The following is a 26,138-nucleotide window of genomic DNA, read 5'->3' on the forward strand; positions in this document are numbered from 1 at the left end:
GATCCTCCACGAGTGGACCGCCGAGGCCACCGAGCGCTCCATCGAGGGCAGCCTCAAGCGCCTGGGCGTCGACCGGCTCGACATCGTCTGGGTCCACGACATCGCCCAGGACTTCCACGGCGACGCCTGGCTCGGCAAGTTCGAAGAAGCCCGCACCGGAGCCTTCCGCGTCCTGTCCCGCCTGCGCGACGAGGGCGTCATCAGGGCCTGGGGCCTGGGCGTCAACAAGACCGAACCCATCGAGCTGACCCTCGCCCTGGACGAGCCGCGGCCCGACGGCTTCCTCCTCGCCGGCCGCTACACCCTCCTCGACCACGCCCACGCCCTGCAGCGCCTGCTGCCCATGGCCCAGGAACAGGGCGTCGACATGGTCGTCGGCGGCCCCTACAGCTCCGGCATCCTCGCCGGCGGCAGCCACTTCGAGTACCAGCAGGCCCCGCCGGAGATCATCGAGAAGGTCTCCCGCCTCAAGGCCCTCGCCGACCGGCACGGCATCGGCATCAAGGCCGCCGCCCTGCAGTTCTCCCTCGCCCACCCGGTCAGCGCCGCGGTCATCCCCGGCGCCACCCGCCCCAGCCGCATCGCCGAGGACCTCTCCGCCCTCCACGAGACCATCCCCGCCGCGTTCTGGCACGACCTGCGCGCCGCCGGCCTGGTCAGCCCCGCCGCCCCGCTGCCCCACGCCGCCTGACCCACCCGGCACCCCCACCACCACCCCACCCCCCACACAGCAACACCCAGGAGCACCACCATGGCCTCGACCTCCGTCAGCCGCACCGTGCCCGCCTCTCCCGAAAAGGTCTGGAGCCTCATAGGCGGCTTCGACGCCCTGCCCGACTGGCTCCCCTACATCCCCGAGAGCACCGCACTCGAAGGCGGCCGGGTACGCCGGCTGAAGAACCCCGAGGGCGAGGTCATCATCGAACGCCTCGTGGACTTCAACGAGACCGAACGCCACTACAGCTACGCCATCCTCCAGGCCCCGTTCCCCGTCAACGGCTACGTCTCCACCCTCCGCGTCCACGCGATCCCCGGCCAGGAGAACGCCGCCGAGGTCCAGTGGTCCGGCCGCTTCAACCCCGACGGCGCCACCGAGGACGAGGTCGTCGACCTCTTCACCGGCATCTACCGCGACGGCCTCGACGCCCTCCACGAAACCCTCGCCGCTTGACCCCAGGACCACCCTGGAGCCCCGCCACACGGCCCGGTCACGCCCCACGCGTGCCATGCCGCGGCCCGTTCCGGGCCGGTCCGCCCTCCCCTGTGCGACCGCGGAGGTATGTCCGGCGGGCCGGCGCCGGTCGCGGGCGTACTCCCACAGTCGGCCGGCGGTGCCACGGTCGAGTGCGTGGGCGGCCACGCCGTCGCCCGTGCCGTCACAGGTCACCGGGGCTTCCCCTGCTCGGTGCTCTTGCAGAAGGGGGATCCGGCACCGATCCAGCGCGGGGGTGACAAAGGGGCCGACCCCCGGAGGAGCCGACCCCATCTGACCTGCATCTTTGCCAAGTCAGCGACGTGGTGTCACTTCACCCGCTCACACGTTGAACCGGAACTCCACGACAAGGCTCTGACCTGCGGAAATACGGGCGCATCCCAGCACCATCCCAGCACGGGATGCGCGACAAAGTACAAGAAGACCGAAGATCGCCAACGCTACCCGGAAGCGCCCGCACACGCCTGAATTCTGCGGAACTTCTACGAGCGCCACATCAGGCTCGCGCCACCGCACCGAACCTCGCAAAGCAGCACAGCGCTCGCGCTCACTCGCGGTCTCCCCGGACGCCAGCGGCCAGCTCCGACGCCTGGCCGCCTCCCAGAATGTACGTCCAGACCTTAGGGCCGGCGCGAGCGTCCGCGGGTCCCGTATACCCCCGGTTTGGCGGGGCATAGTCAGAAGCTTCCGCGCTGTCGCAGGTCAGCCTGCGTAGCTCAGCGGGTGGAGCAGGCGCCTCCTAAGCGCTTGGCGGCAGGTTCGAGTCCTGCCGGTGGCGCCCAAACATGGCTGGTCAGGGCTCTCTCGGACCGCCAGCGGAGAAACGGTGCGCGCGGTACTGCGCCGTTCGTTCAGAGCGTTGGATTCCGTGCTCCAGAGAGGGGCAACGTGGATCAGCTCGGCATTCAGCTGGCCGAGGTGAGACGTGCAGGCCCCCCTTCTCCAGCTCGTGCACCACCAGCTCCTCCATCACGTGTCGCTCCCTGGCGGAGGCGTAGGCGAGGTCGTGCAGGGCAGCAGCACGCCTGGCGAAGTCCCGCCTCACCGCATCGGTCGGCCAGGGGATCTTGTAACGGGAAAAGTCCTTGCGCCTCATCGCGCGGGCCTGCTCACCCTGCGTAACGGCCGTCAACTCCCGCCTCCGGTAACGCAGCGAGTGCAACAACCACATCCGATCGACCTCGGACTCCGTGTACATCGCGAGCGTCCGCCGACCTGGCACTACCGGGGTAGTAGTGAGCACGGTCCGCACCTCCCCGGGACGGGGCGCGATCAAGAGGCTGCCGGACGGGCATACAACCTCCGCTTGCGCCACGGTGCGTGAAGTCACTGCACCCAGATGTACTGTCTTGCAGTTCAGTACTTCGCGGGGAGACACCCACGGCATAGCCGACTGCTCGCTGTCCGGCAGAGACTGTGCCGCACCAGCCGTAACCTGACACACTTCGCCCACTGCACGCTCGGTAGCGGGACCTTGCCCGCACGTCTGCAGCGCCTCCATGAAATGCGCATCCGCTAGTTCCGTCGCGCAAGACACAATCCGGGTGTTCAACGCATTCTTGCGCTCAGCAAGCGAGATCAGCGAAAGCAGCCTCTCCCGCACCGGCGCTGGAGGCACTGGCACGGGAAGTCGGTTGAGTGCCTGCAGAGGCAAGGTCATGTGCTCGGCGTTCGACGAGGACAGCGTGAGATAGCTCTGGCTCTGCGAGGTCTTCAGCCACCATCGAAGCCACAGATCCCATTGTTGGGCGCGGCCCTCTGGTGTCCAGCGGACGACCGCGAGCGACCTGGCGACATTCCATCCTGCGTGCTCCTCCCCTGCAACTGCCGCCTCCCCCACGCGCCCCACGAGCACGACAAGGAGGTCCCCAGACCTCAGCGTGCTGCGTGGGTGGCGTTTGGCCACCTCGGGAGGCACAAATGTGAACTCCTGGACGTGCACACCTCCCTCGACAATCTCTGTGGCTCGGATCATAGGGATTCCGCCGGATGCCTTCAGCTGTCGCGCAATTCCATAGGCGGCGTACTCGACCCCAGGAAACTCACGCAACTCAACGAGGGGCCACGGAGTGGGGACATCATCCGATTCTGTAGTCATGCCTGCTCTCCAGGGCATCACGGACTCGGTTCCTGGCTGCGGCGCTACGATCCATGCACTCATACAGCTCGGCCTTCCGGTTCCGGTCTCCGTCACTTGAATGCAACTGCGCGGTGCCCCCGTTCCGTACGTAGCGTGCGGGAGTCAGATCGAAGCCCGCCTCAGCGATTTCCTTGTACCTCGCCGCACGGCACCATGGGACGGATTCAGGGTCCCCCTCGCCCTCACGGCGTCGAAGTCCCTGCCATTCACCGAAGATCTGCAGCAGGCGTTCGGCCGAGTCCTTTGCGAAGTGGCGCCGCTGCCCCTCCTTCGCCGCTGGCAGTTTCCCTGCATCCGCGAACAAGACCTGATCGGAGTGCGGCCGCTCCCCTTTGGCCAGCAGCCACAGCGCCGTGCTCGCGCTGGTGTGCGGAAAGAGCCATGTCGGCAAGGCCACGACGCCCACGACCAGACCGTTCTCCAGCAGCCCACGGCGGATCAGTCCGTCGGTGCTGTTGCTGCTGTGCGCCGCGCCGGAAGACAGCAGAACGACGGCCCGTCCCTGTGGCGTGAGATCGGCAAGGATGTGCTGAACCCAGGCGAAGTTCGCGTTGCCCGGGCGTGGCACCCCCAGGGTCCACCGCCAGTCGTCCTTCAGTTCACCGTGCCCCCAGTCCCGCTGGTTCACGGGAGGGTTTGCGACGATCACGTCGGCCGGTGTCGGTGAAGTGCCCGCCCTGAGGGTGTCAGCTCCTTCCTTGCCGAGATCGGCATGGAATCCGTGCAGGGCAAGGTTGACGGCTGCGGCATAGCGCGCCGTCCGGTTGATATCCGCACCGGACAAGCGCACCTCACCCCCCTGTGCCCGAGCCCGCTGCGCGGCGGCGCGCAGCAGCCGCCCGCTGCCGCACACCGGGTCCCGAACAATCTCGCCTCCTCGGGGAGCGGCCAGCCCCGCGAAGAGGTGCGCCAGGTCGTTTGACGTGAAGTAGTCATCGCCACGCGCATAGCGTGTCGAGTACGTGTCGAGGAGCACGTCAAGGAGCCTCGGGTCCGGATCCAGCTGCCGCACCTCCGCGATCAGCTCACGGAGAGCCGGGTCGATGAGCTCGAAGGGACGACTCACACCTTCGTCGCGATACGCAGGAAGACCGTGGGCACGAGCAACGGGCGTACGCGGCCACACTGCGCCGAGCGTGGCCCCCGCTGACGCCGAACCCGGCCCCCACAGCCGGTCCGCCTCCGCCGGTGTTCCATGGCGGGACCAGCAGTGAAGGTAGACCACCTGAAAGGCAAGCCGGTACGTCGTCGCGGCATCGGCGACGCTGCGCAGCTTCTCGACGGCCCGCAGCACTCGCCGGTACTTCAGCCGCCCCTCTTCGTTCGCCCCTTCCTCCTGGGTCACGACGACCTCAGCCAGGAGACGACCGCCAGCCCGATGAGAACAGTGGCTCCGCAGGCGGCACCACCGTTCTGGATGGCCGTGACGACCCCTCCCGCGCCCACGAACTCGAGGATGCCGGCCACGAGCCCCACCACCACGGACGCCAGGACGACCACCACCAACAGCAGCGCTCGCTGCGACATGCCACAACTCCCTTGGCTTCACCAGCAGTTAGCAGTTCAGCGGTTTGTTCCGCGGACTTGAAAGTAGTGGCCTGACGCACCTCACGTCTCGCAGCACGGGAATTTGCTTTTACCGTAAGGCGGTCGGGTGCAGCCCCTGCCGGCCCCGCGAAGGACATCCGGTCGGGCAGACGACGGCCCCGGCAAACAGACGCTTGCCGGGGCCAGAAGCGAGATGAGCGGGGGCTATGCGTCGGCGGCCGAGCCGTCCTGGGACCACTTGTCGGCGAAGTGTTCCATCTGGCGGATCACCAGGTCGATCGCTTCCTTGGACTGCTCGGGCGGGTAACCGTGGCGGGCCAGGAGGCGCCTGATGGTGGCGCGGAGCCTGGCCCGGACCGTTTCGCGGGCGATCCAGTCCTTCTTGAGGTTCCTGCGGACCTGGACCACGAGGTCCCGGGCGATACCGGAGAGGACCTCGTCGCCCATGAGGTCGCGAGCGCTGCCGAGGTCGGCGACCGCGTCGTAGAAGGCGAGTTCGTCGTCGCCCAGCGGCGGGGTGAACTTCTCGCCCCGCCGGGCGTCCTCCGCGACCGTCTTGGCCAGTTCCACCAGCTGGGCGATGATCTCGGCGCTGGTGAGCTGCTGACGCATGTAGCGGGTCATCAGGTCCTGGAGACGCCTCGAGAACGCGGTCTGGCGGACGATGTTGTGCCGGGTCTGCTCGCGCATCTTCTGCTCGACGAGGCGGCGCAGGGCTTCAGCGGCCAGGTGCGGGGTTTCGCTGTTCTGCAGGCGGCCGACGAGGGCGTCGTTGAGGTGGGTGAGGTCGGCCTTGTCCAGCCCGGCCTCGGAGAAGAGGTCGGTGACACCGCCGGTCTCCACGACGGCGGAGGTGAGCTGGGAGAGGTAGAGGGCGACGTCGCGGGCGACGGGCAGGCCCTGTGCCTCGCGGTCCATGGCGTCGAGCTTCGCCATGTACGTACGGACCTCGACGAGGAACTGGATGTCGCGCTTCCAGTACGGCTGGTCGGTGAACCGGGAGCCGATGTCGGCGGAGGACCCGGCCAGGGCGAAGAAGCGTTCCAGGCGGTAGCCGTGTTCGCGAAAGCGGCGGCTGAGGGTCTGGTTCGGGTCGTCGAGCTGGTCGGGGTTGTTGCCCGGGGTGGCGGGGCTGCGAAGGTACTCGGCCGTGGTGTAGGCCGCCTTGACGAAGGCCTTCGCGTCAGGGCGGGAGAGGCGTTCGCGCCAGTTCCAGCCGAGGAGCATCTGGTCGAGGATGTTGTACTCGTTGCGGAGTTCGTCCAGGGCGCGGTCGATGTCCTGGCCGAGGGTCCGGTCGGCCTGGTCGTCGGCGGAGTACTCGACGATGGCCTTCTGGAGGTTCTCGGTGAGGGGGGCGTAGCCGACGAGCAGGCCGTCTTCCTTCTTGCGGAAGCGGCGATTGACGCGGGCCAGGGCCTGCATCAGGCCGGCGCCGCGCAGCGGCCGGTCCAGGTACATGGTGTGGATGGGCGGCGCGTCGAAGCCGGTCAGGAGCATGTTGTTGACGATGAGGAGCTGGAGTTCGTCCTCGGGGTCCTTGGCACGGTTGATGACGGCCTTGCGCTGGGAGTCGCGCAGGGCGTGGGCGCGCAGTTCCTCGGAGTCCTTGCGGGAGTCCGAGGAGTAGACGATCTTCATGGCGCCGGTGGTGGGGTCGTCCGTGTGCCAGTCGGGACGCAGTTCCTTCAGGGCGTCGTAGACGCGGACGCAGATCTCGCGGGTGGCGCAGACGAGCATCGCCTTGCCGGGGGCGCCGCCGGGTGCGTCGTCGGCGTCTGCGACGAACGGCAGCATCGCCGTACGGCGCGCTTCCCAGTGTTCGACCAGATCCTGGGTCAGGTCGCGTATCCGGGCGGGGGCGCCGTACATGGCGTTCATGGTGGCGACGGCCTGCTCGACGCGGGTGCGCTCGGTGTCATCCAGGCCGTCGGTGATGCGGTCGGCCTCGGTGTCGATGGTGGTGGGGTCGACGTCGTGGTCGAGGACGAGCTGGACGACGCGGCTCTCGTGGTAGACCTTCACGGTCGCGCCGTCGTCGGCGGCCCGCTTGAGGTCGTAGGTGTCGATGTAGTCGCCGAAGACCTCGCGGGTGTTGCGGTCGGCCTCGGAGATCGGGGTGCCGGTGAAGGCGAGGAGCGTGGCGTGCGGGAGCGCGTCGCGCAGGTGGCGGGCGTAGCCGTCGAGGTGGTCGTAGTGACTGCGGTGGGCCTCGTCGACCACGACGACGATGTTGCGCCGCTCGGAGAGGAGCGGGTGGTCGGTCCCGGACTCCTTCTCCTGTTTGGTGCGGCCGAACTTCTGCAGGGTGGTGAAGAGGATGCCGCCGGTGCGCTTGGCTGCGAGCTCTTCGCGGAGTGCGGCGCGGTTGAGGAACTGGTGGGGCTGCTCGGGGAGGACCTCACTCTCCTTGAACGTGTCGAAGAGCTGGTCGTCGAGATCGGTACGGTCGGTGACGACCACCACGGTGGGGTTGTGCAGGGCGGGGTTGCGCATGACGAGGTTGGTGGTCAGCACCATCTCCTCGGACTTGCCCGAGCCCTGAGTGTGCCAGACCACGCCGGCCTTGCCGTCGGTCGCGGCGGCACGGCGCACGGCATCGGCGGCGCGGGTGACCGCGAAGTACTGGTGCGGCTTCGCGATCCGCTTCATGCGCTTGCCGGGCACGAAGTTGATGAAGGACCGGACGAGGGAGAGGAAGCGGGGCTGGGTGAACAGGCCGTGCAGGGCCAGGTCCTGGCCGGTCGGAACGTCGGCGTCGGCGTCGGCGTGGACGGCGGCAGCGTCCACGGTGTCCACGCGGGCGCCGAACTCGTCGGTGTTCCACGGGGCGAAGTGCTCGTACGGGGTGAAGGGCGTGCCGTACTTCGCGGTGATCCCGTCGGAGAGCAGCACGACCGCGTTGTAGCGGAAGGCGGTCGGGAACTCCTCGACGTAGTGCCGGATCTGGGTGTGCGCGGAGGCGAGGGTGGCGTTCGGATCACCGGCCCGCTTGAGCTCGATGACGGCCAGCGGAAGCCCGTTGACGTACAGGACGAGGTCGAAGCGGCGGTTGCGCTCACCGTTGATCACGGTCACCTGGCGGACTGCGCGGTATGTGTTCGCGTCCGCGTGCTCCAGGTCGACGATCCGGACGGTCGGGGTGTGCTCTGCGCCGAGCGCGTCGGTGTACGTGACGGAGTGGATGCCGTCGGTCAGGTAGCCGTGTGCAGTCCGGTTCTCCTCGTACGTGTCCTGGGAGGCCGGGGTCGCGGCGGTCGCGAGGGCCTCACGGACGGCCTCCGGGGGGAGGTCGGGGTTCAGCCGCTCGATGGCCTCGTGGAGATCGGAGTAGAGGATCAGGTCGTCCCAGGAACGGCGGTGCCCGGAACCGGGGGCGAGCTCATTGCCCTCGGCCTTCGGCCAGTCGAGCTCCACGAGCTCTTCGAGGGCGAGGAACTCCCAGTCGATTTCGAGGGGGCGGAAGTTGTCGGGGGTAGGGGTGCCGGGGGTGGGGCCGTCGGGGGTGTCGCTGCTGCCGTTGTCGCTGCTGTTCCCGGTCATACGTGGTCCTCGACAATCTTCTCGGCGTCCTTGACGCGGAGGCGGCCGGACATGAGTTGGGGGAGGAGGGTGTCGCGGAGGGCTGCCAGGGTTCGAGACTCGCTCTCCAGGGATTTCATGTGTGCAAAAGCGGCAGATGCTTCCTTTCCGAACGCTGTGAGCTGCTCGGTGTCAGGACTCCTCACGGAGTAGTTCGAAGCGTCTGCCGCACTGACTCGTTGACGCCCAGATGAGCCAACCATGTTCCGGATGGCGTGTTCACGGAACCGGGAGTCGCGAGCCAGGAAATAGCTCAGCTCGCTTGGGACCCCCGGAAGCGAACGCAGCACGATGAACTCGGTAGACCCGAGTCCAATCTCTCCATCCTCCATGAAGTCGACGTATCCGGTCTTGCCGTTCTCCAAGCATGGAGTGATTCGTGCCATGAGCGTGTCTCCGTTCATGAAGCGAGGGCCAGATTTTGGCTCACGCCGAGTCCAGGCCGGAATTCCAGCACGATTCGTCTGGAGTGCCGCCATGTCCACATAGACCGGTTCAGCAGCGGCAGGCTTGCTAAGTTTCGGGTTGAAAGCGATGAGATCTGTAATCGGAATCTCAGAGTCACCGTCCGGCTCGTCGCCAAGACCTAGCTCCGCGAACCGGCACTGGAGCAGCTGCTCGTAGGTAGCCGCGATGCGCTCATTGACGGCAATCTTGTCGTCCAGCGCCCCGAGGGCCTCAGCAATTCCATCTTGATCGGAGCGTGGAGGCATGACCAGCGGAAGTGAACTAAGAATCTTGGTATTGAGGTTTGGCATCGTCGCACCGACGGCGTGTCGCATAATCCATTCACGCACTTCCGGGTGACCAAGATAGTAGGACAGATAACGCGAGTTCACCTCATCTCCGGGACGGACTCGCAAACATCCGGTGCCACACAACCACCCCTCTTGAGATTTGCCGACCAAGGCTCGGCGAGTCACGTCACCTCGCCGCGAATACACGATATCCCCTGATCGCAGCTTGTACTTCGCAAGCCTCTCGACGTCCTGTGGAGAAACCCGCGCAACATCGAGATCGGAAATTACGTTGTCGCCAATATCCTGAGGCATAACGCTCGGAATGCCATCACTCACATAGTCCGATGCATGGAGCTGACTCCCGAAAGGACCAGTCTGAATATTGCCACCACCGCATGCGCAGGCTGCGCCAAGGGTCGTGTTCCGCCAATCCCCAGGTGCGTCGAAGAGCTTCTCAGGCACCGATCCTCCCCAGCTGCTCGCGCACCATCTCTGCCAGCTCCTCCGACTTGTCGAAGAGTTCGTACAGCTCCCCCGTCAGCCGCGCGATCTTCTCCCCGACCGCCTCGGCGTCCTCTTCCTCCGCCTCGGCCGCTCCGACGTATCGCCCCGGCGTCAGCACGTACCCGTGCTCCTGGACCGTCTTGAGGTCCGCGCTGGCGCAGAACCCCGGTACGTCCGCGTACGTCTCTCCCGAATTCTTCGCGCTCGTCGTCCCGCGCCACGCATGGTACGTCCCGGCGATCTTCGCGAGGTCGGCGTCCGTCAGGACGCGCTCGGTGCGGTCGACCAGTTCGCCCATGTCCCGGGCGTCGATGAACAGGATCTCGCCCCGGCGGTCCGCGGCCGCGACCTTCTGCCCCTTCACACCCCCCGGCGACTTGTCCTTCGCCAGGAACCAGAGACAAGCCGGGATCGCCGTCGTCCGGAACAACTGGGCAGGCAGCGCGACCATGCACGCCACCATGTCGCCGTCCACCAGGGCCTGCCGGATCTCGCCCTCGCCGCTCTGCTGGCTGCTCATCGAGCCGTTGGCGAGGACGACGCCGGCCGTTCCCCGCTCCCCCAGCTTGCTGATCATGTGCTGGAGCCAGGCGTAGTTGGCGTTACCCCTCGGCGGGACGCCGTACTTCCATCGCGGGTCCGACTCGTTGCGCGCCCAGTCCTTGATGTTGAAGGGCGGGTTGGCCATGACGTAGTCGGCCTTGAGGTCGGGGTGTTTGTCGTCGGCGAAGGTGTCGCCCCAGCGGGCGGCGAGGTTGCCGTCGATGCCGTGGATGGCGAGGTTCATCTTGGCCAGGCGCCAGGTGCGTTCGTTGAGTTCCTGGCCGTAGACGGAGATGTCGGCCTTGTGGCCGCGGCCGCGGTGGGCCTCGATGAACTTGGCGGCCTGGACGAACATGCCGCCGGAGCCGCAGGCCGGGTCGTACACGCGGCCCTCGTACGGTTCCAGGACCTCCACAAGGAGGCGGACGACGCTGCTCGGGGTGTAGAACTCGCCGCCCCGCTTGCCTTCCGCGCGGGCGAAGTTGCCGAGGAAGTACTCGTAGACCTCGCCGAGGACGTCCTGGGCGGGTTTGTCGTCGCTGCCGCCGAAGCGGGCGTCGGTGATGAGGTCGACGAGTTCGGCCAGGCGCTTCTTGTCGACGTTGTCCTTGTTGAAGATCTTGGGGAGGACGCCGGTCAGCGATGGGTTGGCCTTCATGATGGCGTCCATCGCCTGGTCGAGGACCTCGCCGACGGTGCCGCTCTTGGCGTTGGCGGAGATCGAGGACCAGCGGGCGCTCTCGGGGACCCAGAAGACGTGGTGCCCGGTGTACTCGTCCTGGTCCTCCAGGAACTCCTCCAGGCGGTCCTCGGCGATGCCTTCCTCCGCCAGTTCCTTGGCGAGCTGTTCGCGGCGCTCTTCGAAGGCGTCGGAGACGTACTTGAGGAAGATCAGGCCGAGGACGAACTCCTTGTACTGGTTGGCGTCCATGGAGCCGCGCAGCTTGTCGGCGGCCTTCCAAAGGATGGCCTGGATCTCCTTGGGCGTGGAGGCGGTGAACAGCTCCGCCTGGTCGGCGGGCTTCTTCTTCCGGGGAGGCATGGGCGCTCGGGTCTCCTTCAAGAGTCGGACGAGGTTCGGACGAGAGGGGGTTCGGTGAGGGTCAGCGTGCCGTCGACGAGGCCGGCGGCGGTCAGGGTGGTCAGGTCGTCGAGGGCCGCCGCGTGCTGGCGCAGCAGGGCTGTTCGGCGGGCGATGTCGGCCAGGAGGGCGTCGTAACGCTCGGCCTCGTCGCTGGGGAGGTCGGGGATGAGGAGGTCTTCTATGCGGCGGGCGGGGCGGACCGCGCCGCTCACCCGCCGGTGTTCGGTGGCCGCCGAGCGCAGGAGCGCCGCCAGGGCGCGGGGCCGTACGGGATGCTCGGCGTCGGACCGTGCGCGCAGGACGCGGGCGGGGAAGGCGACCACCGACAGGCCCTCGTCGTCGACGTACGCGCCGAAGCTCGGGGTGGCGGTGACGACGATGTCGCCGGGTTCGGTGAAGTAGGCGTGCTCGTAGGTGGTGTGGAGTACGGCGCGGTCGATGCGGTGGCTGCCGACCGGCGCGCTGCCGGTGAGCTCGGCCGGGGTGAGAACCGTGTAGTGGCCCGCGCCGCCGGTGAGGAGGTGTTCGGCGGCGATGCGGTGGCCGGGCAGTCGGCGCAGGCGGCGGTCCTTGAGCAGGCGGGCCACGGTGGTGCGGCGGGCCGGCTGGTCGTCGGGGCGCAGGACGGCGTTGGCGCGGATCGTGGGCGCGTGGTCGAGGGCGCTGCGGGTGGCGTCGATCAGCTGCTGGAGGCGGAGTTCGGTCTCGGAGATGCGGGCCGGGCGTTCGACGACGGTGCGGGTGTAGCGGTCGGCGTGCGGGCGGTGCTGTGGGGTGAACGCGGCACCGGGTGCGCCGGTCAGCGCGGTGGCCCGGACGACGGCGGCGTTGCGCGGTTCGTGGCGGCTGTCCGCCCGCCAGCCGGCGTCGCGGAAGATGTCGATGTCCTCGGCCAGCGCGTCCAGGGTTTGCGGGGTGAGGGGGCGTGAGGAGAGGTCGGCGAGGAAGATCTGGCCGGTGCGCTTGTCTTCGGGGGTGCGGTGCAGGATCCAGATCGCGGTGCGGTGGGCCGGGCGGAAGGGGAGTACGCCTTCGGGGAGGCTGGTCGCGGCCTTGAGGAGGTGCTGTTCCAGGAAGCCCCGGCGCAGACGGTCCGCTGCCCCGCGGGCGGGCAGGGGCCGGACGAGCGCGTCGGCGGGTCCCAGGACGATGGCAGTGCGGTCCTCGGCAAGGAGGTCGGTGAGGTCCTGCAGGCTTTGCAGGACGGCGAGCGGGCTGCGGGTCTCGGCCGCCTCATAGGGCAGGCAGCAGGCAATGACGTGCGGGTTTCCCCAGTCTTCCGTGGCTAGTTCCTCGCCGTCGGCAAGGTCCATCTCGAATTCCTGGACGCCCTGTGCCATGAGGCGGCGGCGGGCGAGCCGGGCCAGGTCCGGCATCGGGTCCGCGGAGAGGAAGAAAGGTGAGTCCTCGGCGTCGGACACGGATTCGTGCAGGGCGACCAAGAGATCGCCGCTCCGGGGATGCAGGACGGCGGCCGTTGTTCCTTCCTCGCGCTCGTTCAGTCGCGCGAGGCCGGTCAGGTGGGCCATCGTGCGGCTCACCAGCGGAATCGGTTCATCGGCGACGAGGTCGTCGCAACCCAGGCGGCGGCGTGCATCCATGACCCGTTCGAGCGCTTCGGCCGGGGTGTAGGCGGCCTCGGTGAGCTGGTCGGCGAGCACGGCGAGCAGGGGGCCCTGCCGGTCGGCGTCCGGCAGGTCGCGCAGCTCTCTTTGGAGGAAGGTGTCGTCGAAGTCGGTCTCTGCGGCACGCTCCAGGATCGCCTGCCAGGGCAGGTCGGCAAGGGGTTCGTCGAGTAGCTGGCGCAGGCAGAGCAGCGCCGTCACCGTGTCGACCAGGGTGCGGGCGGGGATCGCGCGCCGCCAGGCAGACAGGGTGTGCAGCACCAGCTCCGCCCGGATCTGGCCGGCGTCGGCATTGCCGCGGCCGGTGGACAGAAGCCATTCGGCGACTTCACGGCCGTCGAAGAGCGGGCTGGCTCCCTCGTACGCGACGGGCGCGGGGAAATCCGCGTGCCGACGGGCCCAGGTGGTGACGACGGGACGTTGGACCTGGGCCAAGGTCCCGATTTCGGCGTAACTAATCCGCCAGGAGATCTCCTCGGGCAGGATGGGAGCGGTTGCTTCACGTGTGCCAGCCATGCGGTTCCGCTCCCTTCGTGACGACTGCCTGGTGCTCTCGGTCGAGAACGTTCTCCCAGGGCACCTCACACGCTACAGCCGGTCGAGCTCTCACCTTCGCCAACGGTCGATAACCAGGGTTATCAGGTTCTCGAACAATTTCACCTCCAATCTTCTGGCACCTTCGTCACCATCACCCCGGCACCACCCGCCGGGACGCCAACCCCATACGAGTCCGACCGCACCGGCGTCCTCATCGCCGCACCTCTGCTCCCTTGCCGGGCACTCACCCGTGTCCGCCTCGACACCACCCGCCCCGTAAGGCCGCTCGTGTTACTGAACCGCACCGCAACCTCGCCCCAGGAGACCTCTGTGTCCAGCACCGCGTCGAAGCGCACCCTGTACCGCCTGACCCACGTCGAGGCGACCCCTGAGTCGATGCTCGAAGCCCTCGACGTCGACGCCCTCGACACCCTGGACGCGGTCGTGCGCGACGTCAGCGATCACATGGGAGTTCCCGCCCTCGCGGTGTCCTTCGCCGTAGCGAAGGAGGAAGCCGCCTGGGGCAAGGACATCCTCCGGCTCGCCGGCGAATCGGACCTGCTGCAGAGCGAGCAGCGCACCGGCGCACTGCTCGTGCTCGCCGTCGACGACGTGGTGTACGCGATCGGCTTCGACCAGGGCTACCGGCTTCTCCCCGCCCAGCTCAAGGACGCGCACTTCGGTCTGTCCTTCGGTATCCGCGCCATCAACCCGCGTCAGGTGCGGGACTTCACTGCCAGCGTCCTCGGCCAGGCGCGCATCGACAGTTCCCTGATCCCTGCCGGCGCCTCCGTACCGACACTCGGACTCCGGGACCACGGGCGGATCATCCGCCACCTCGGCGGCTACCTCGACGAAGTCGAACTCACCGCAGGGAGCGGCACTAGGAACGGGGCCATGACCGCGGAGGGCGGCATCGGTCTCCGTATCAAACTCGGCACCACCCCCGCCACACTGGTCAAGGACATCCGCGCCATCGCCGCGATCTGCGAGCACGTCGTTCCCCACCCCGACCTGGCCTTCGTCGAGCACATCGCCGCGGTCAAGGACGCTTCCCTCATCGACGCGCTCGATGCGGAACTGGACGCCACGCTCGGCCGTCCCGCAGACGGCCGGATCATCACCGCCGTCCCCTTCTCCCAGAGCACAGACCTGCCCCGGTCCACCGCCTGCGCCATCAAGATCGGGTCCTGCCCGCCTCACCTCCGGGACGAGTTCAGTCTCGACTACGTCCTGGAGCGGGCCCGTGTGATCAAGGCAGGCGCCCGCGTCACGGCGCTCCGGCAGGGCACCGTCGAACTGTTTCGTGACACGCTCTCCGCACGGACCGCGCTCGCCCCGCGCACCGCCTCCCTGGAAGCCCTGTCCAAGGAAACCGCCATGAAGTGGATCGAGGCCACTTTCTCCCTCGACTCCCGCACGTTCTGTCTGCTCGACGGTGAGTGGTACGAGCTCGGGGCGGGCTACCTGCGCAACGTCAACGAGACCGTGGCTCCCTTGTTCCCCGACACGCCCTCCGTCGATCTCCCCCGCTGGCCGCTCGTCGAGAAGCTCAACAAGAAGGGTATGCGCGTGATGCGTCCCGTAGACGAATGCGACTACAACAAGCTGGCCGCCCAGGCCCGTCGCGGCTGGGTCTGCCTGGACAAGAAGAATGTCCACAACCCCTTTCGGGCAAGCAACTCCGTCGAGATCTGCGACCTGTTCACCGAGGACGACACTCTTGTCCTCGTGAAGCCCGCGCACTCCTCAAGCCCGCTGAGTCACCTGTTCAGCCAGGCGCGCGTCTCCGTTGAGCTCCTCTTCGAGAACGCGGCCGTACGCGCGGAGTTCGCCCGGTCCGTACACGTCAACAGCGATCCGGCCCGCAGCATCCCCGAGGACTTCACCCCGCGCCGCGTCGTCTTCGCGATCCTTCTGAAGGACGGAGCCAAGCTCACGCCGGACTCCCTCTTCCCGTTCTCCGCCATCACCCTGGCCCAAACCGCGAAGGCCCTCGCCGCTCGCGGCGTGACCGTCGAAGTCATCGGCGTCGAAAGCGAGTCGGCCCAGTCCGCCATGCGCGACGAGGCTGCGTAGCCGCCCGGGACTCTCGCCGTAAACACGCCCTCTATATCTCTCATCCGAACGAGGAGTCCTTTCAGCAGCCCAGAATTCCCGCAAGGGCAGCGGGCATCGTCTCCGGGTGCAGGGCATTCAAGGAACGGCGGGAGGCTACATGGAACAGGCCCTCAACAAGCGGCAGCAGGCCGTGCTCGGCTGGGTGGGCCAGGGGTGTCCCGGCGGAGTCTGGCCAGACAGCACGTACAAGACCAGCGGACAAGCCCTGCAGAACCGAGGGCTCATCAAAGTCACCAAACGCCGCGGGCATTGGAGCGCCCACCTCACCGAGAAGGGGCGGCAGCATTTCATCGAACGCGGCATCCGCCCCGTGGAGCAGAGCACCCGACCGCCGGAGCGCCCCGCCCGAAAAGCGGCACCGCCGCGCCCCCGAGCCGTGCCGAAGGCCCTTGCGAACTACGCGGACCAGCTACTCGATGAACTGGCCATTGCGAACGACGGCTGTCTCATCAAGCCCATCGAATCCGGCCCGCACGCGGTGAATTGGGCGTCACGGGTCAACGCCGCCCGCAAGTCCGGCAAGATCCCCCACACGCAGGAAATCCACGGATACCGCACCCACCGCGGCTACGAGATCAAGCTGGTCGACATCCCTGCCTGGCGCCTCGCGGAACCCACCCCGCTCCCTGTGCCGGCCAGACTCACCAAACCCCATGCCGTCGTGGCCGCCCTCCAAAAGCAACCGCAGCCCATGGGCCTGACCAAACCCCTCCAGGGCCGAGCCCTGCGCATCATCCAAACCCTCATCGCCGCCACCACAGCCCAAGGCCACAAGGCATCGCTCGGAACCACACAAGGCGCGCCCCCGCCCCATCGGCGCCGCAAGGCACCACCGCACTTCTCCATCACCGCCCACGGCGAAAGTGTCGGAAATTCCTCGTCCTCCAAGAACAGGACCGCAACGAACACGTCCCCACAGACAAGGAACTCGCCGACGCCAAGAAGCACTCATGCATGCGCATCCCCCGCTTCGACTACACCCCCTCCAGCCGCCTACGCTTCATACTCCGCGGCGGCAGCCCGCACCGTGCAAGCGAATGGGCAGATCTCCCCGACCGGCCTCTGGAAGAACAACTCGCTGAGATCGTGCAGGAGGTCGGACTCCGCAGCGAGGCCGCAGAACGCAAACGCCTTGCAGACCAGCAAGCCAGAGAGCTACAGCAAAAGCGCTGGGAAGCGCCATGCAGGACGCGCACGCCGCCTACGCCCACGCCTACCGCGTCAAACACCTCGGAGAACAGGCGGACACCTGGTACCAGGCCAGGCGCCTGACTGAATACGTCGCAGCAGTAGGCGTCCATGCCACATCACTTCCGCCCGGGCAGGAGCGGACCGAGGTCGAGGCGTGGCTCGCGTTCGCGGACGCGCACCTCCAAAACCTCACCGGATCGGTCTCAGCGCCGAAACTGCCCACGCCGCCGAAACCCAGCGGCGCGACCTCAAGCCCTTCCTCGGTCACTGGAGCCCCTACGGACCTCGCTCCTACTGAGCCGGACCAAGGGAAATCACACCGCCACGAGCCGGACCCGCTCGCCGCACAGCTTGGCCATGTCGTCAGTATCGGAAGTCAGCATGACCACGGGGCGGTGCTGTCGCAGCGCGGCCTCGGCGACGGCCGCATCGATCGCGTACTTGTGTCCGTGCAATCCGGCATTCATCAGCAACTTCGAGGCAGCCCTCGCCTCCTCGTCACCGACCGGGACGACCCGTAGCCCGGAAAGCACCCAGTTCAGGCGTGACTTGTTCGTACGGGCGTGGACGGCCTCGATGATGGTGAGCGCACTGATCACGACCTCCATGCCACGCGAGCGCGCCTCGGCGATCAGAGCCACCACCTGTTCTTCGTCAGCGAGCAGCTTCGAGAGTCCCTCGCTGTCGAGGACGAGCGTCCCCTCGTGACTCAGCCTGCGGCGGGCCACTCGGCCTCCTCGGCGAACACCTCGTCGAAGACCTGCCGCGCCCGCTGACGAGCCGGCTCGGAGACCGGCCCCTTGCGGCTCTCGTAGTCCGCCAGGTACTCGTCCAGGACCTGCCCGCGCAGCTCACGCTCGACCGCCTCGGCGATGAACGCGGAGAACTCCCGCTTGCCCACGCGAGCCCGGATCGCCTCCGCGGTCCCCTCCGGCAGCGACAAGCTCACCCGCGTCGCTGGCCCTTCCCCGATGCTGTACGTCGCCTCAGCCATACCCTCGATTGTGTCAAACGAGTAGGAAAATCGCCACGTCTGCACTACCTTCACAGCTCGGTCAGCGCCCCGCTCACGCAAATCCCAGCACGGGCACCCCCATCCCATCCCAGCACGATCCCAGCACGGTAGGGATGAGCAGGGGCGATGACAGGTGTCGAGGGGTCAGCTATCCCAGCACCATCCCAGCACGGGAAAACAAAGGGCCCGACCCCGAAGAGTCGGACCCTCTATGACCTGCATGTTTGCCAGATCAGCGATGTGGTGGTATGTCACCCGCTACACATTGAACCGGAACTCCACCACGTCCCCGTCCTGCATCACGTAGTCCTTGCCCTCCATGCGGGCCTTGCCCTTGGAGCGGGCCTCGGTGACCGAGCCGGCTTCGACGAGGTCGGCGAAGGAGATGACCTCGGCCTTGATGAAGCCCTTCTGGAAGTCGGTGTGGATGACGCCGGCCGCCTCGGGGGCCGTGGCGCCCTTCTTGATCGTCCAGGCGCGGGACTCCTTGGGGCCGGCCGTCAGGTACGTCTGCAGGCCGAGCGTGTCGAAGCCGACGCGGGCCAGGGTGGCGAGGCCGGGCTCGTCCTGGCCGACGGACTGGAGGAGTTCCAGGGCCTCCTCCTCGTCCAGCTCGGCGAGGTCCGCCTCCAGCTTGGCGTTGAGGAAGATCGCCTCGGCGGGGGCGACCAGGGCGCGCTGCTCGTTCTTGAATTCCTCGTCCGTCAGCTCGTCCTCGTCGACGTTGAAGACGTAGAGGAACGGCTTGGTGGTGAGCAGGTGCAGGTCGTGCAGCAGCTCGGCGCGCTCACTGCCCTGGACGATGCCGTGGGCGAAGAGCGTGTCGCCCTTCTCCAGGATCTCCTTGGCCTCCTCGACGGCCTTGACCTTGGGCGCGACGTCCTTCTTGATCCGCGACTCCTTCTGGAGGCGCGGCAGGACCTTCTCGATGGTCTGGAGGTCGGCGAGGATCAGCTCGGTGTTGATCGTCTCGATGTCGTCCTTCGGCGAGACCTTGCCGTCGACGTGGACGACGTTCTCGTCCTTGAAGGCACGGATCACCTGGCAGATCGCGTCCGACTCGCGGATGTTCGCCAGGAACTTGTTGCCCAGGCCCTCGCCCTCGGAGGCGCCGCGCACGATGCCGGCGATGTCCACGAAGTCCACCGTGGCCGGGAGGATGCGCTCCGACTTGAAGATCGAGGCGAGCTGCGCGAGGCGGGCGTCGGGCACGCCGACCACGCCGACGTTCGGCTCGATCGTGGCGAACGGGTAGTTGGCCGCCAGCACGTCGTTCTTGGTCAGGGCGTTGAACAGGGTCGACTTGCCGACGTTGGGCAGGCCGACGATTCCGATCGTGAGCGACACGTTGCGACTTCCCGTAGTTGAGTGGGCCAGGGGCTGCCAGGGGCCAGAGACCGACACTGGCCGATCCACCAGTTTACGGCGTCCCGGGCGTCCGCCTCGCGAGAGTGCCGGACGTCCGGCCAAGCTCCCGCACCCGGCGTGTCTGAGGGCTGATTCAGCACATAAACAGACCTAGGTTGGTCCCTGTGGAGCAACACAGGCAGCGACCCCCGAACGACGGACCGCGACGCGGCATGCCGCCACAGCGCCCCAGGGGCCCCCGACAGCCCCCGCCGTCGCAGGACCCGAGGGTGTCGCGTGACCCCAAGGCGTCGCACGGTCCCCGGGCGCCGCGGGATCCCCGGGCCTCGGACGCTCCCCCGGCATCGCCCGCCGCGATGCCCTCCCAGGGCCGACGGCGCCCGGGTGGCGTCCGCGGGAGCGGTGGCGGCGGGGGTGCGGCGGGTGCCCGGCGCTCCGGGCAGCGGACGCGGGGGACGGCGCCGGGCGCGTCCGCGGGGCCCCGGCTGCCCAACCCCCGGCTCACCGGGCTCGGCAGCGGTCTGTTCTGCGCCGTCGCCATGTTCCTGCTCGGCTGCCTGGACCAGTTGCTGTTCGGCGCGTCCCCGACGGTCTACGGCGTGCTGTTCCTGCCGGTGTGCGCGCTGACCGCGCTGTGGGTGCGGGGCGGGGACGTGCTGAGCGCGCCCGTGGTCGTCCCGATCGCGTTCGCGGTGGGGCTGCTGCCGGTCGCGGAGGGCGGCGGGGGGCTGCCCGGCCGGATGATGGGCCTGGTCACCGGGCTCGCCACCCAGGCAGGGTGGCTGTACGGGGGGACGCTGCTGGCCGCGGCGGTCGTGCTGGTCCGCCGGGTGCGCTGGGTACGGGACCGACGGCACCACACCGGCTGACCGCACTCCGGCGCCCACGCCGGCAGACGCCGGCTGACGGCACGCCCCGGCGCGCACACCGACCGGCACCCCGCCCTGGCAACCACCGGTACGGGCACCACCCGGGCGCCCACGCCGGCGGACGCCGGCACGGGCATCCCCGCGAGCGGGCCGACCGGGCAGTGCGAGCCGGCAGGCATTCTGGCCGGGCGTGCCACCCGACGGGGGAGGGGGCTCGGCTCCCGGGCCGGCAGACCCGTCAGCCCGAGTGAGCCGCCCGGTGAGAGGGAGCCGCCACCGTTACTCGCCGCCCGTCGCACGCACCCGCTCACCCACCAGCCGCCGCCCGTCGCACGCACCCGCCAGCCGCCACCCATCAGCCGTCAGCCGTCAGCCGTCAGCCGTCAGCCGCCACCCATCACCCGGATTGTGCCGCCCGCATCGCCGCCCCCACGATCCCCGCGTTGTTCTGCAGCTGCGCGGGGACGATCTCGGCCTTGACGTCCTCGATGAGGTGCAGGAACTTGTCGGCCTTGCGGCTGACCCCGCCGCCGATGATGAACAGCTCCGGGGAGAACAGCATCTCCACGTGCTGGAGGTACCGCTGGACGCGGCGCGCCCACCGCTCCCAGCTGAGGTCGCCATCCTCCTTGGCCTTGCTGGAGGCGCGTTTCTCGGCCTCGTGGCCGTTCAGCTCCAGATGGCCGAGTTCCGTGTTCGGGAGCAGGGCGCCGTCCACGAAGACGGCGCTGCCGATGCCCGTGCCGAAGGTGAGCAGGACGACCGTGCCCCGGCGGCCGCGGCCGGCGCCGAACTCCATCTCGGCGACGCCCGCCGCGTCCGCGTCGTTGACCACCGTCACCGGCAGTCCGCCGAGCCGCTCGGCGAACAACGCGCGCGCGTCCGTGTCGATCCAGCCCTTGTCCACGTTCGCGGCCGTACGGACCGTGGCGCCGCCGGTGACCACTCCGGGGAAGGTCAGGCCGACGGGCCCGGTCCAGCCGAAGTGGTCCACCACCTGCTTGACCCCGTCGGCGACCGCGTCGGGTGTCGCCGGGTGCGGGGTGAGCACCTTGTGCCGCTCCTGTGCCAGGTCGCCCCGGTCGAGATCCACAGGGGCGCCCTTGATCCCGGATCCGCCGATGTCCACGCCGAAGATCTGCATGGCTCCACGTTACGACGGACCACTGACTGTCACGCCGCGGGTGTGCCGCTTCCGCCGCGCTCGGCCACCAGCGCCGCCGCCTCCTCGCGCAGGTCGCGGCGCAGTTCCTTGGGCAGCGAGAAGGTGATGGTCTCCTCGGCCGCCCTGACGAGTTCCACGTCGCCGTAGCCGCGCTCGGCGAGCCACCCGAGGACCTGCTCGACCAGCACGTCGGGCACGGAGGCGCCGGAGGTGACGCCGACGGTGGTCACGCCCTCCAGCCAGGACTCGTCGATCTCGTCGGCGAAGTCGACCAGGTGGGCGTCGCGGGCGCCGGCCAGCTTGGCGACCTCGACCAGCCGCTTGGAGTTGGAGGAGTTGCGCGAGCCGACGACGATGACCAGGTCGGCCTCGGCACCCATCTGCTTCACCGCGAGCTGGCGGTTCTGGGTGGCGTAGCAGATGTCGTCGCTGGGCGGGGAGACGAGGCCGGGGAACTTCGTCTTCAGGGCGTCGACGGTCTCCATGGTCTCGTCGACGGAGAGGGTGGTCTGGGAGAGCCAGACGACCTTCGACGGGTCGCGGACCTCGACCTTGTCGACGTCCTCGGGGCCGTCGACCAGCTGGATGTGGTCGGGGGCCTCGCCGGAGGTGCCGATGACCTCCTCGTGGCCCTCGTGCCCGATCAGGAGGATGTCGTAGTCCTCCCCGGCGTACCGGACGGCCTCCTTGTGGACCTTGGTGACCAGGGGGCAGGTGGCGTCGATGGTGGCGAGCCGGCCCTGGCGGGCCTCCTCGTGGACCACGGGCGCGACGCCGTGCGCCGAGAACATGACGATGTTGCCGGGCGGCACTTCCTCCGTGCGCTCCACGAAGACGGCGCCCTTCTTCTCCAGGGTCTGCACCACGTATTTGTTGTGGACGATCTCGTGCCGGACGTAGATCGGAGCCCCGTACTGTTCCAGGGCTTTCTCGACGGCGATCACGGCGCGGTCCACACCGGCGCAGTAGCCCCGGGGGGCGGCGAGCAGGACACGGCGGCCAGACGAAGCGGTCATGCGACCCATCGTAAGGCCGCGTCCGAAGGCGCAGAGATCGCTTCCCCACACTCCGCGGGGAAGACTCGTGTGTATGACCAACACCGGAACGACACCCTCCGGGACCGAGGCGGGCCCTCGTCTCCGGGGTGGCCTGGGCCTGCGGGACCTCGTGGTCTACGGGCTGCTGTTCATCGCCCCGATGGCGCCGGTCGGGGTGTTCGGGGCGCTGGACGCCAGGTCGCACGGCGCGGTGGCGCTGGTGTACGCGGTGGCGACGGTGGCCATGGGGTTCACCGCGTTCAGCTACGCGCAGATGGTGCGGGTCGTGCCGCGGGCGGGGTCGGTATTCGCCTACGCGCGCGCGGGGCTCGGCGAGGGCGCCGGGTTCGTCGCCGGCTGGATGGCGGCGCTGGACTACGTCCTGATTCCCGCGGTGGCCTATCTCTTCTCCGGGATCGCGATGAACGCGCTGGTCCCGGAGGTGTCCCGGTGGGTGTGGACGGCGCTGGCCGTGGTGCTCACCACCCTGCTGAACCTGTGGGGGGTACGGGCCGCCGCGCGCGTGGGCTTCGTCGTGCTGGCCCTGGAGATCGCGGTGCTGCTGGTGTTCGCGGTCTCGGCCGTCGTGGTGCTGGCGCGGGACGGGGCGGAGCGGGGGCTGCTGACGCCGCTGACGGGGGACGGCACGCAGGGCGGGTTCGCGCCGGCCGCGGTGCTGGGCGCGGTGTCCGTGGCGGTCCTGTCGTACCTGGGTTTCGACGCGATCGCGACCTTCGCCGAGGAGGTCACCGGGGGGTCGGCGCGGGTGGCGCGGGCGCTGCTGTTCTGCCTGGCGCTGGCGGGGGTGCTGTTCGTGGCGCAGACGTATCTGGTGGCGCTGCTGGAGCCGGTGTCGTCGGCGCGGCTGGCGCGGGATCCGGGGGCGCAGGGCTCGGCCTTCTACGACGCGGTGGACTCCGCGGCCGGCCCGTGGCTGCGGGATCTGGTGGCGGCGAGCAAGGCGGTCGGGGCGGCGTTCGCGGCGCTGGCGGGGCAGGCGGCGGCCGGGCGGCTGCTGTTCGCGATGGGCCGCGACGGGCGGCTGCCGCGCGGGCTGTCCCGGACGGACGGGGGCGTGCCGCGGGTCGCGCTGCTGTGCGCGGCGGTGGTCACGCTGGTCGCGGCGGGGTGGGCGGCGCGGCGGGACGACGGGCTGGACAGGCTGGTCTCGGTGGTCGACATCGGCGCGCTGTCCGCGTTCACGCTGCTGCACGCGAGCGTGGTCGGGTATTTCGTACGGCGCCGGGGGGAGCTGAGCTGGTGGCGGCACGTGCTGGTGCCGGTGGCGGGGGCGGGGATCACGGTGGCCGTCGTCGTGGCGGCGTCCGGGGTGGCCCAGGTGGTGGGGGCGGTGTGGCTGGTGATCGGTCTGGGGGTGCTGGTGGGGCAGCGGGGGCGGGTTCCCGGGTGACGGGCCCGGGCGTCCCGGAGGGGCGCGGGGAACCGCGCAAGAGGCCACGACGCTCCCGCACCCGGTGACGCGCCCCCTCCCACGGCGCCCGGCCGCACGCCCCCGTGCCCCGCGCCCCGGCAGCCGCGGCCCGCCCCGGCTACGCGGAACCGCACGGCCACCCCCCTGTCGGTACCGGCCGTTACCCTCGACCGCATGGCTGTGAACACGTCCCCGGAGTCCCCCCTGCCCGTAGGCGAGGTGTCGCGGCTGATCGGGGGCTGGATCGACCGGCTCGGCGCGGTGTGGGTGGAGGGGCAGATCACGCAGTTGTCGCGCCGCCCCGGCGCGGGGGTCGTGTTCCTCACGCTGCGCGACCCGTCGTACGACATCTCCGTCAGCGTGACCTGCTACCGCCAGGTCTTCGACACGGTCGCGGACGTCGTCGGCGAGGGCGCGCGGGTCGTCGTACTGGCGAAGCCGGAGTGGTACGCGCCGCGCGGGCAGCTGTCCCTGCGCGCCGCCGAGATCAGGCCCGTCGGCGTCGGTGAGCTGCTGGCCCGGCTGGAGCAGCTGAAGAAGTCCCTGGCGGCGGAGGGGCTGTTCGCGCCGGAGCGCAAGAAGCCGCTGCCGTTCCTGCCGCAGCTGATCGGGCTGGTGTGCGGCCGGGCCTCCGCCGCGGAGCGGGACGTGCTGGAGAACGCCCGGCACCGCTGGCCCGCCGTCCGCTTCGAGGTGCGCAACGTCCCCGTGCAGGGTGTGCACGCCGTCCCGCAGGTCGTCCAGGCGGTCAAGGACCTGGACGCGATGGACGAGGTCGACGTGATCATCGTGGCGCGCGGCGGCGGCAGCGTGGAGGATCTGCTGCCCTTCTCCGACGAGCAGCTGGTGCGCGCGGTGGCCGGGTGCCGTACGCCCGTGGTGTCCGCGATCGGGCACGAGCCGGACAATCCGCTGCTGGACCACGTCGCCGACCTGCGGGCCTCCACGCCGACGGACGCGGCCAAGAAGGTGGTGCCCGACGTGGGCGAGGAGCTGGAGCGGGTGCGGATGCTGCGGGACCGGGCGCGGCGCTGCGCGTCCGCGTTCGTGGAGCGGGAGGAACGCGGTCTGGCGCACGCGCTGGCCCGGCCGGTGATACAGGATCCGCACCGGATGCTGGACGAGCGCGCCGACCACGTGCTCGCCCTGCTGGAGCGCGGCCGGCGGACCCTCGGGCACCTGCTGGACCGCGCGGACTCGGAGCTGACGCACACGCACGCGCGGGTGGTGGCCCTCTCCCCCGCGGCGACGCTGCGGCGCGGTTACGCGGTGCTGCAACGGGCGGACGGGCACGTGGTGCGCGATCCGGCCGAGGTGACGGCGGGCGAGGCGCTGCGGGCGCGCGTCGCCGACGGTGAACTGACTGTGAAGGTGGACGGATGACGAGCAAGGTGGACGAGGCGCTCTCCTACGAGCAGGCCCGGGACGAGCTGATCGAGGTCGTACGGCGGCTGGAGGCGGGCGGCACGTCGCTGGAGGAGTCCCTGGCGCTGTGGGAGCGCGGCGAGGAGCTGGCCAAGGTGTGCCGGCGCTGGCTGGAGGGGGCGCGGGCCCGGCTGGACGCGGCGCTGGCCGAGGAGGAGGGCGCCGAGGGGGACGGCGAGTAGGCGCCACGGGTCACCCGGGTTGTGAGGCGGCTCACCGCGCCCCCGTCTTAGTTGAACGTTAAACCTCACTGGCGTAGGGTCGTCCGCGTCAGCCGGTCCGGCCCCCCGCCGGACCGGACGCGCACCCCAGGAAGTACACGCATGTCTCTCGTTCTTGACCCCGCCGCCCAGGACCTGCTGTTCCGCGAGGCCCGTACCGCCAACACCTTCACCGACGAGCCGGTGACCGAGGAGCAGGTGCAGGCGATCTACGACCTGGTCAAGTACGGCCCCACCGCCTTCAACCAGAGCCCGCTGCGCATCACCCTGGTCCGCTCCGCCGAGGCCCGCGAGCGCCTGGTCGGGCTCATGGCCGAGGGCAACCAGGCCAAGACCGCCGCCGCCCCGCTGGTCGCGATCCTCTCCGCGGACAACGAGTTCCACGAGGAGCTGCCGGCCCTCTTCCCGCACTTCCCGCAGGCCAAGGACGTCTTCTTCGGCGAGCGTCCGGTCCGGGAGGGCGCCGCCGCGATGAACGCCACCCTCCAGGCCGCGTACTTCATCATCGGCGTCCGCGCCGCGGGCCTGGCCGCCGGCCCGATGACCGGTCTCGACTTCGAGGGCGTCCGCAAGGAGTTCCTGGACGACGACCACACCCCGCTGATGGTCGTCAACATCGGCAAGCCGGGCCCGGACGCCTGGTTCCCGCGCTCCCCGCGCCTGGCCTACGAGGACGTCGTCACCACCGTCTGACGGCTCCCGTATGCGTGGAGGGGGGCCCGGGAAGGGTGGGGGGGGCCCCCCACACACGGGGGAGGGGGGGGGGGCCCCCAGCCCT

19 protein-coding genes are annotated in these 26,138 nt (G+C 69.1%); 8 read left to right on the plus strand and 11 right to left on the minus strand.

Annotated features, from left to right (window positions below):
* The coding region (locus tag ACZ63H_RS35115; protein WP_469872130.1) for an aldo/keto reductase at positions 1 to 691 on the plus strand (691 nt) is incomplete at its 5' end.
* Between the two features lie 60 nt (positions 692 to 751).
* A complete protein-coding gene (locus ACZ63H_RS35120) occupies positions 752 to 1,171 on the plus strand; it encodes an SRPBCC family protein (protein WP_469872131.1) in 420 nt (139 codons plus the stop codon).
* A 2,120-nt stretch (positions 1,172 to 3,291) separates the two neighbouring features.
* On the opposite strand, the gene ACZ63H_RS35125 is transcribed toward ACZ63H_RS35120, so the two are convergent.
* The 6 genes from ACZ63H_RS35125 to ACZ63H_RS35150 form a co-directional block, all read right to left on the minus strand.
* Complete coding sequence (locus ACZ63H_RS35125; protein ID WP_469872133.1) at positions 3,292 to 4,698, minus strand: N-6 DNA methylase; 1,407 nt, start codon at positions 4,696 to 4,698, stop codon at positions 3,292 to 3,294.
* Positions 4,695 to 4,880 carry a hypothetical protein gene (locus ACZ63H_RS35130; RefSeq protein WP_387822441.1) on the minus strand — a complete coding sequence of 62 codons (186 nt, stop codon included), beginning with the start codon at positions 4,878 to 4,880 and terminating at the stop codon, positions 4,695 to 4,697. Before ACZ63H_RS35130 ends, ACZ63H_RS35125 begins: the two co-directional genes overlap by 4 nt.
* A 225-nt stretch (positions 4,881 to 5,105) precedes the next feature.
* Positions 5,106 to 8,444 carry a type I restriction endonuclease subunit R gene (locus ACZ63H_RS35135; RefSeq protein ID WP_469872134.1) on the minus strand — a complete coding sequence of 1,113 codons (3,339 nt, stop codon included), beginning with the start codon at positions 8,442 to 8,444 and terminating at the stop codon, positions 5,106 to 5,108.
* Positions 8,441 to 9,685, minus strand: coding sequence for a restriction endonuclease subunit S (locus ACZ63H_RS35140; RefSeq protein ID WP_469872136.1), 1,245 nt, complete (start codon positions 9,683 to 9,685; stop codon positions 8,441 to 8,443). The genes ACZ63H_RS35135 and ACZ63H_RS35140 overlap by 4 nt, the downstream gene beginning before the upstream one ends.
* On the minus strand, positions 9,678 to 11,312 hold the full coding sequence (locus ACZ63H_RS35145; protein ID WP_469872137.1) for a class I SAM-dependent DNA methyltransferase: 1,635 nt from the start codon (positions 11,310 to 11,312) through the stop codon (positions 9,678 to 9,680). Before ACZ63H_RS35145 ends, ACZ63H_RS35140 begins: the two co-directional genes overlap by 8 nt.
* Before the next feature lie 17 nt (positions 11,313 to 11,329).
* A complete protein-coding gene (locus ACZ63H_RS35150; RefSeq protein ID WP_469872138.1) occupies positions 11,330 to 13,495 on the minus strand; it encodes a hypothetical protein in 2,166 nt (721 codons plus the stop codon).
* Positions 13,496 to 13,846: 351 nt separating this feature from the next.
* Between ACZ63H_RS35150 and ACZ63H_RS35155 the strand changes: the two genes are divergently transcribed.
* Positions 13,847 to 15,595, plus strand: coding sequence for a DUF6119 family protein (locus tag ACZ63H_RS35155; protein WP_469872140.1), 1,749 nt, complete (start codon positions 13,847 to 13,849; stop codon positions 15,593 to 15,595).
* Positions 15,596 to 17,142: 1,547 nt separating this feature from the next.
* Here the strand turns inward: ACZ63H_RS35155 and ACZ63H_RS35160 are convergent.
* From ACZ63H_RS35160 to ychF, 3 genes are all read right to left on the minus strand, one after another.
* Entirely contained in the window at positions 17,143 to 17,556 is a 414-nt protein-coding gene (locus ACZ63H_RS35160) for a PIN domain-containing protein (protein WP_387822423.1), read from the minus strand.
* On the minus strand, positions 17,538 to 17,822 hold the full coding sequence (locus ACZ63H_RS35165) for a hypothetical protein (RefSeq protein ID WP_028438980.1): 285 nt from the start codon (positions 17,820 to 17,822) through the stop codon (positions 17,538 to 17,540). The genes ACZ63H_RS35160 and ACZ63H_RS35165 overlap by 19 nt, the downstream gene beginning before the upstream one ends.
* Positions 17,823 to 18,101: 279 nt before the next feature.
* The gene (gene ychF, locus ACZ63H_RS35170; protein ID WP_469872142.1) at positions 18,102 to 19,190 is read right to left on the minus strand and encodes a redox-regulated ATPase YchF; all 1,089 of its coding nucleotides are present in this window, start codon (positions 19,188 to 19,190) and stop codon (positions 18,102 to 18,104) included.
* A gap of 377 nt (positions 19,191 to 19,567) precedes the next feature.
* Between ychF and ACZ63H_RS35175 the strand changes: the two genes are divergently transcribed.
* Complete coding sequence (locus ACZ63H_RS35175; protein ID WP_469872144.1) at positions 19,568 to 20,080, plus strand: DUF6542 domain-containing protein; 513 nt, start codon at positions 19,568 to 19,570, stop codon at positions 20,078 to 20,080.
* Between the two features lie 397 nt (positions 20,081 to 20,477).
* On the opposite strand, the gene ppgK is transcribed toward ACZ63H_RS35175, so the two are convergent.
* Entirely contained in the window at positions 20,478 to 21,224 is a 747-nt protein-coding gene (ppgK, locus tag ACZ63H_RS35180) for a polyphosphate--glucose phosphotransferase (protein ID WP_469872146.1), read from the minus strand.
* 29 nt (positions 21,225 to 21,253) lie between these two features.
* Complete coding sequence (locus tag ACZ63H_RS35185) at positions 21,254 to 22,270, minus strand: 4-hydroxy-3-methylbut-2-enyl diphosphate reductase (protein WP_469872148.1); 1,017 nt, start codon at positions 22,268 to 22,270, stop codon at positions 21,254 to 21,256.
* Positions 22,271 to 22,334: 64 nt separating this feature from the next.
* On the opposite strand from ACZ63H_RS35185, the gene ACZ63H_RS35190 reads away from it, so the two are divergent.
* The 4 genes from ACZ63H_RS35190 to ACZ63H_RS35205 all read left to right on the plus strand — a co-directional run bounded on the left by ACZ63H_RS35190 (position 22,335) and on the right by ACZ63H_RS35205 (position 26,053).
* The gene (locus ACZ63H_RS35190; protein ID WP_469872149.1) at positions 22,335 to 23,693 is read left to right on the plus strand and encodes an APC family permease; all 1,359 of its coding nucleotides are present in this window, start codon (positions 22,335 to 22,337) and stop codon (positions 23,691 to 23,693) included.
* Between the two features lie 195 nt (positions 23,694 to 23,888).
* A complete protein-coding gene (xseA, locus tag ACZ63H_RS35195; protein ID WP_469872151.1) occupies positions 23,889 to 25,097 on the plus strand; it encodes an exodeoxyribonuclease VII large subunit in 1,209 nt (402 codons plus the stop codon).
* Positions 25,094 to 25,321: an exodeoxyribonuclease VII small subunit gene (locus tag ACZ63H_RS35200; protein ID WP_467933252.1), complete on the plus strand. Its 228-nt coding sequence runs from the start codon at positions 25,094 to 25,096 to the stop codon at positions 25,319 to 25,321. Before xseA ends, ACZ63H_RS35200 begins: the two co-directional genes overlap by 4 nt.
* A 141-nt stretch (positions 25,322 to 25,462) precedes the next feature.
* Positions 25,463 to 26,053, plus strand: a complete 591-nt coding sequence (locus ACZ63H_RS35205; protein ID WP_318201644.1) for a malonic semialdehyde reductase — start codon at positions 25,463 to 25,465, stop codon at positions 26,051 to 26,053.
* Positions 26,054 to 26,138: the final 85 nt, after the last annotated feature.

The sequence above is a fragment of the Streptomyces sp. NPDC104831 genome (assembly GCF_055583025.1).

Coding starts and splice junctions, on each gene's coding strand:
- ACZ63H_RS35120 (WP_469872131.1), top strand. CDS start 752: ATGGCCTCGACCTCCGTCAGCCGCACCGTGCCCGCCTCTCCCGAAAAG.
- ACZ63H_RS35150 (WP_469872138.1), bottom strand. CDS start 13,495: ATGGCTGGCACACGTGAAGCAACCGCTCCCATCCTGCCCGAGGAGATC.
- ACZ63H_RS35205 (WP_318201644.1), top strand. CDS start 25,463: ATGTCTCTCGTTCTTGACCCCGCCGCCCAGGACCTGCTGTTCCGCGAG.
- ACZ63H_RS35130 (WP_387822441.1), bottom strand. CDS start 4,880: ATGTCGCAGCGAGCGCTGCTGTTGGTGGTGGTCGTCCTGGCGTCCGTG.
- ACZ63H_RS35175 (WP_469872144.1), top strand. CDS start 19,568: ATGCCCTCCCAGGGCCGACGGCGCCCGGGTGGCGTCCGCGGGAGCGGT.
- ACZ63H_RS35165 (WP_028438980.1), bottom strand. CDS start 17,822: ATGGCTGAGGCGACGTACAGCATCGGGGAAGGGCCAGCGACGCGGGTG.
- ACZ63H_RS35190 (WP_469872149.1), top strand. CDS start 22,335: ATGACCAACACCGGAACGACACCCTCCGGGACCGAGGCGGGCCCTCGT.
- xseA (WP_469872151.1), top strand. CDS start 23,889: ATGGCTGTGAACACGTCCCCGGAGTCCCCCCTGCCCGTAGGCGAGGTG.
- ACZ63H_RS35135 (WP_469872134.1), bottom strand. CDS start 8,444: ATGACCGGGAACAGCAGCGACAACGGCAGCAGCGACACCCCCGACGGC.
- ppgK (WP_469872146.1), bottom strand. CDS start 21,224: ATGCAGATCTTCGGCGTGGACATCGGCGGATCCGGGATCAAGGGCGCC.
- ACZ63H_RS35145 (WP_469872137.1), bottom strand. CDS start 11,312: ATGCCTCCCCGGAAGAAGAAGCCCGCCGACCAGGCGGAGCTGTTCACC.
- ACZ63H_RS35200 (WP_467933252.1), top strand. CDS start 25,094: ATGACGAGCAAGGTGGACGAGGCGCTCTCCTACGAGCAGGCCCGGGAC.
- ACZ63H_RS35185 (WP_469872148.1), bottom strand. CDS start 22,270: ATGGGTCGCATGACCGCTTCGTCTGGCCGCCGTGTCCTGCTCGCCGCC.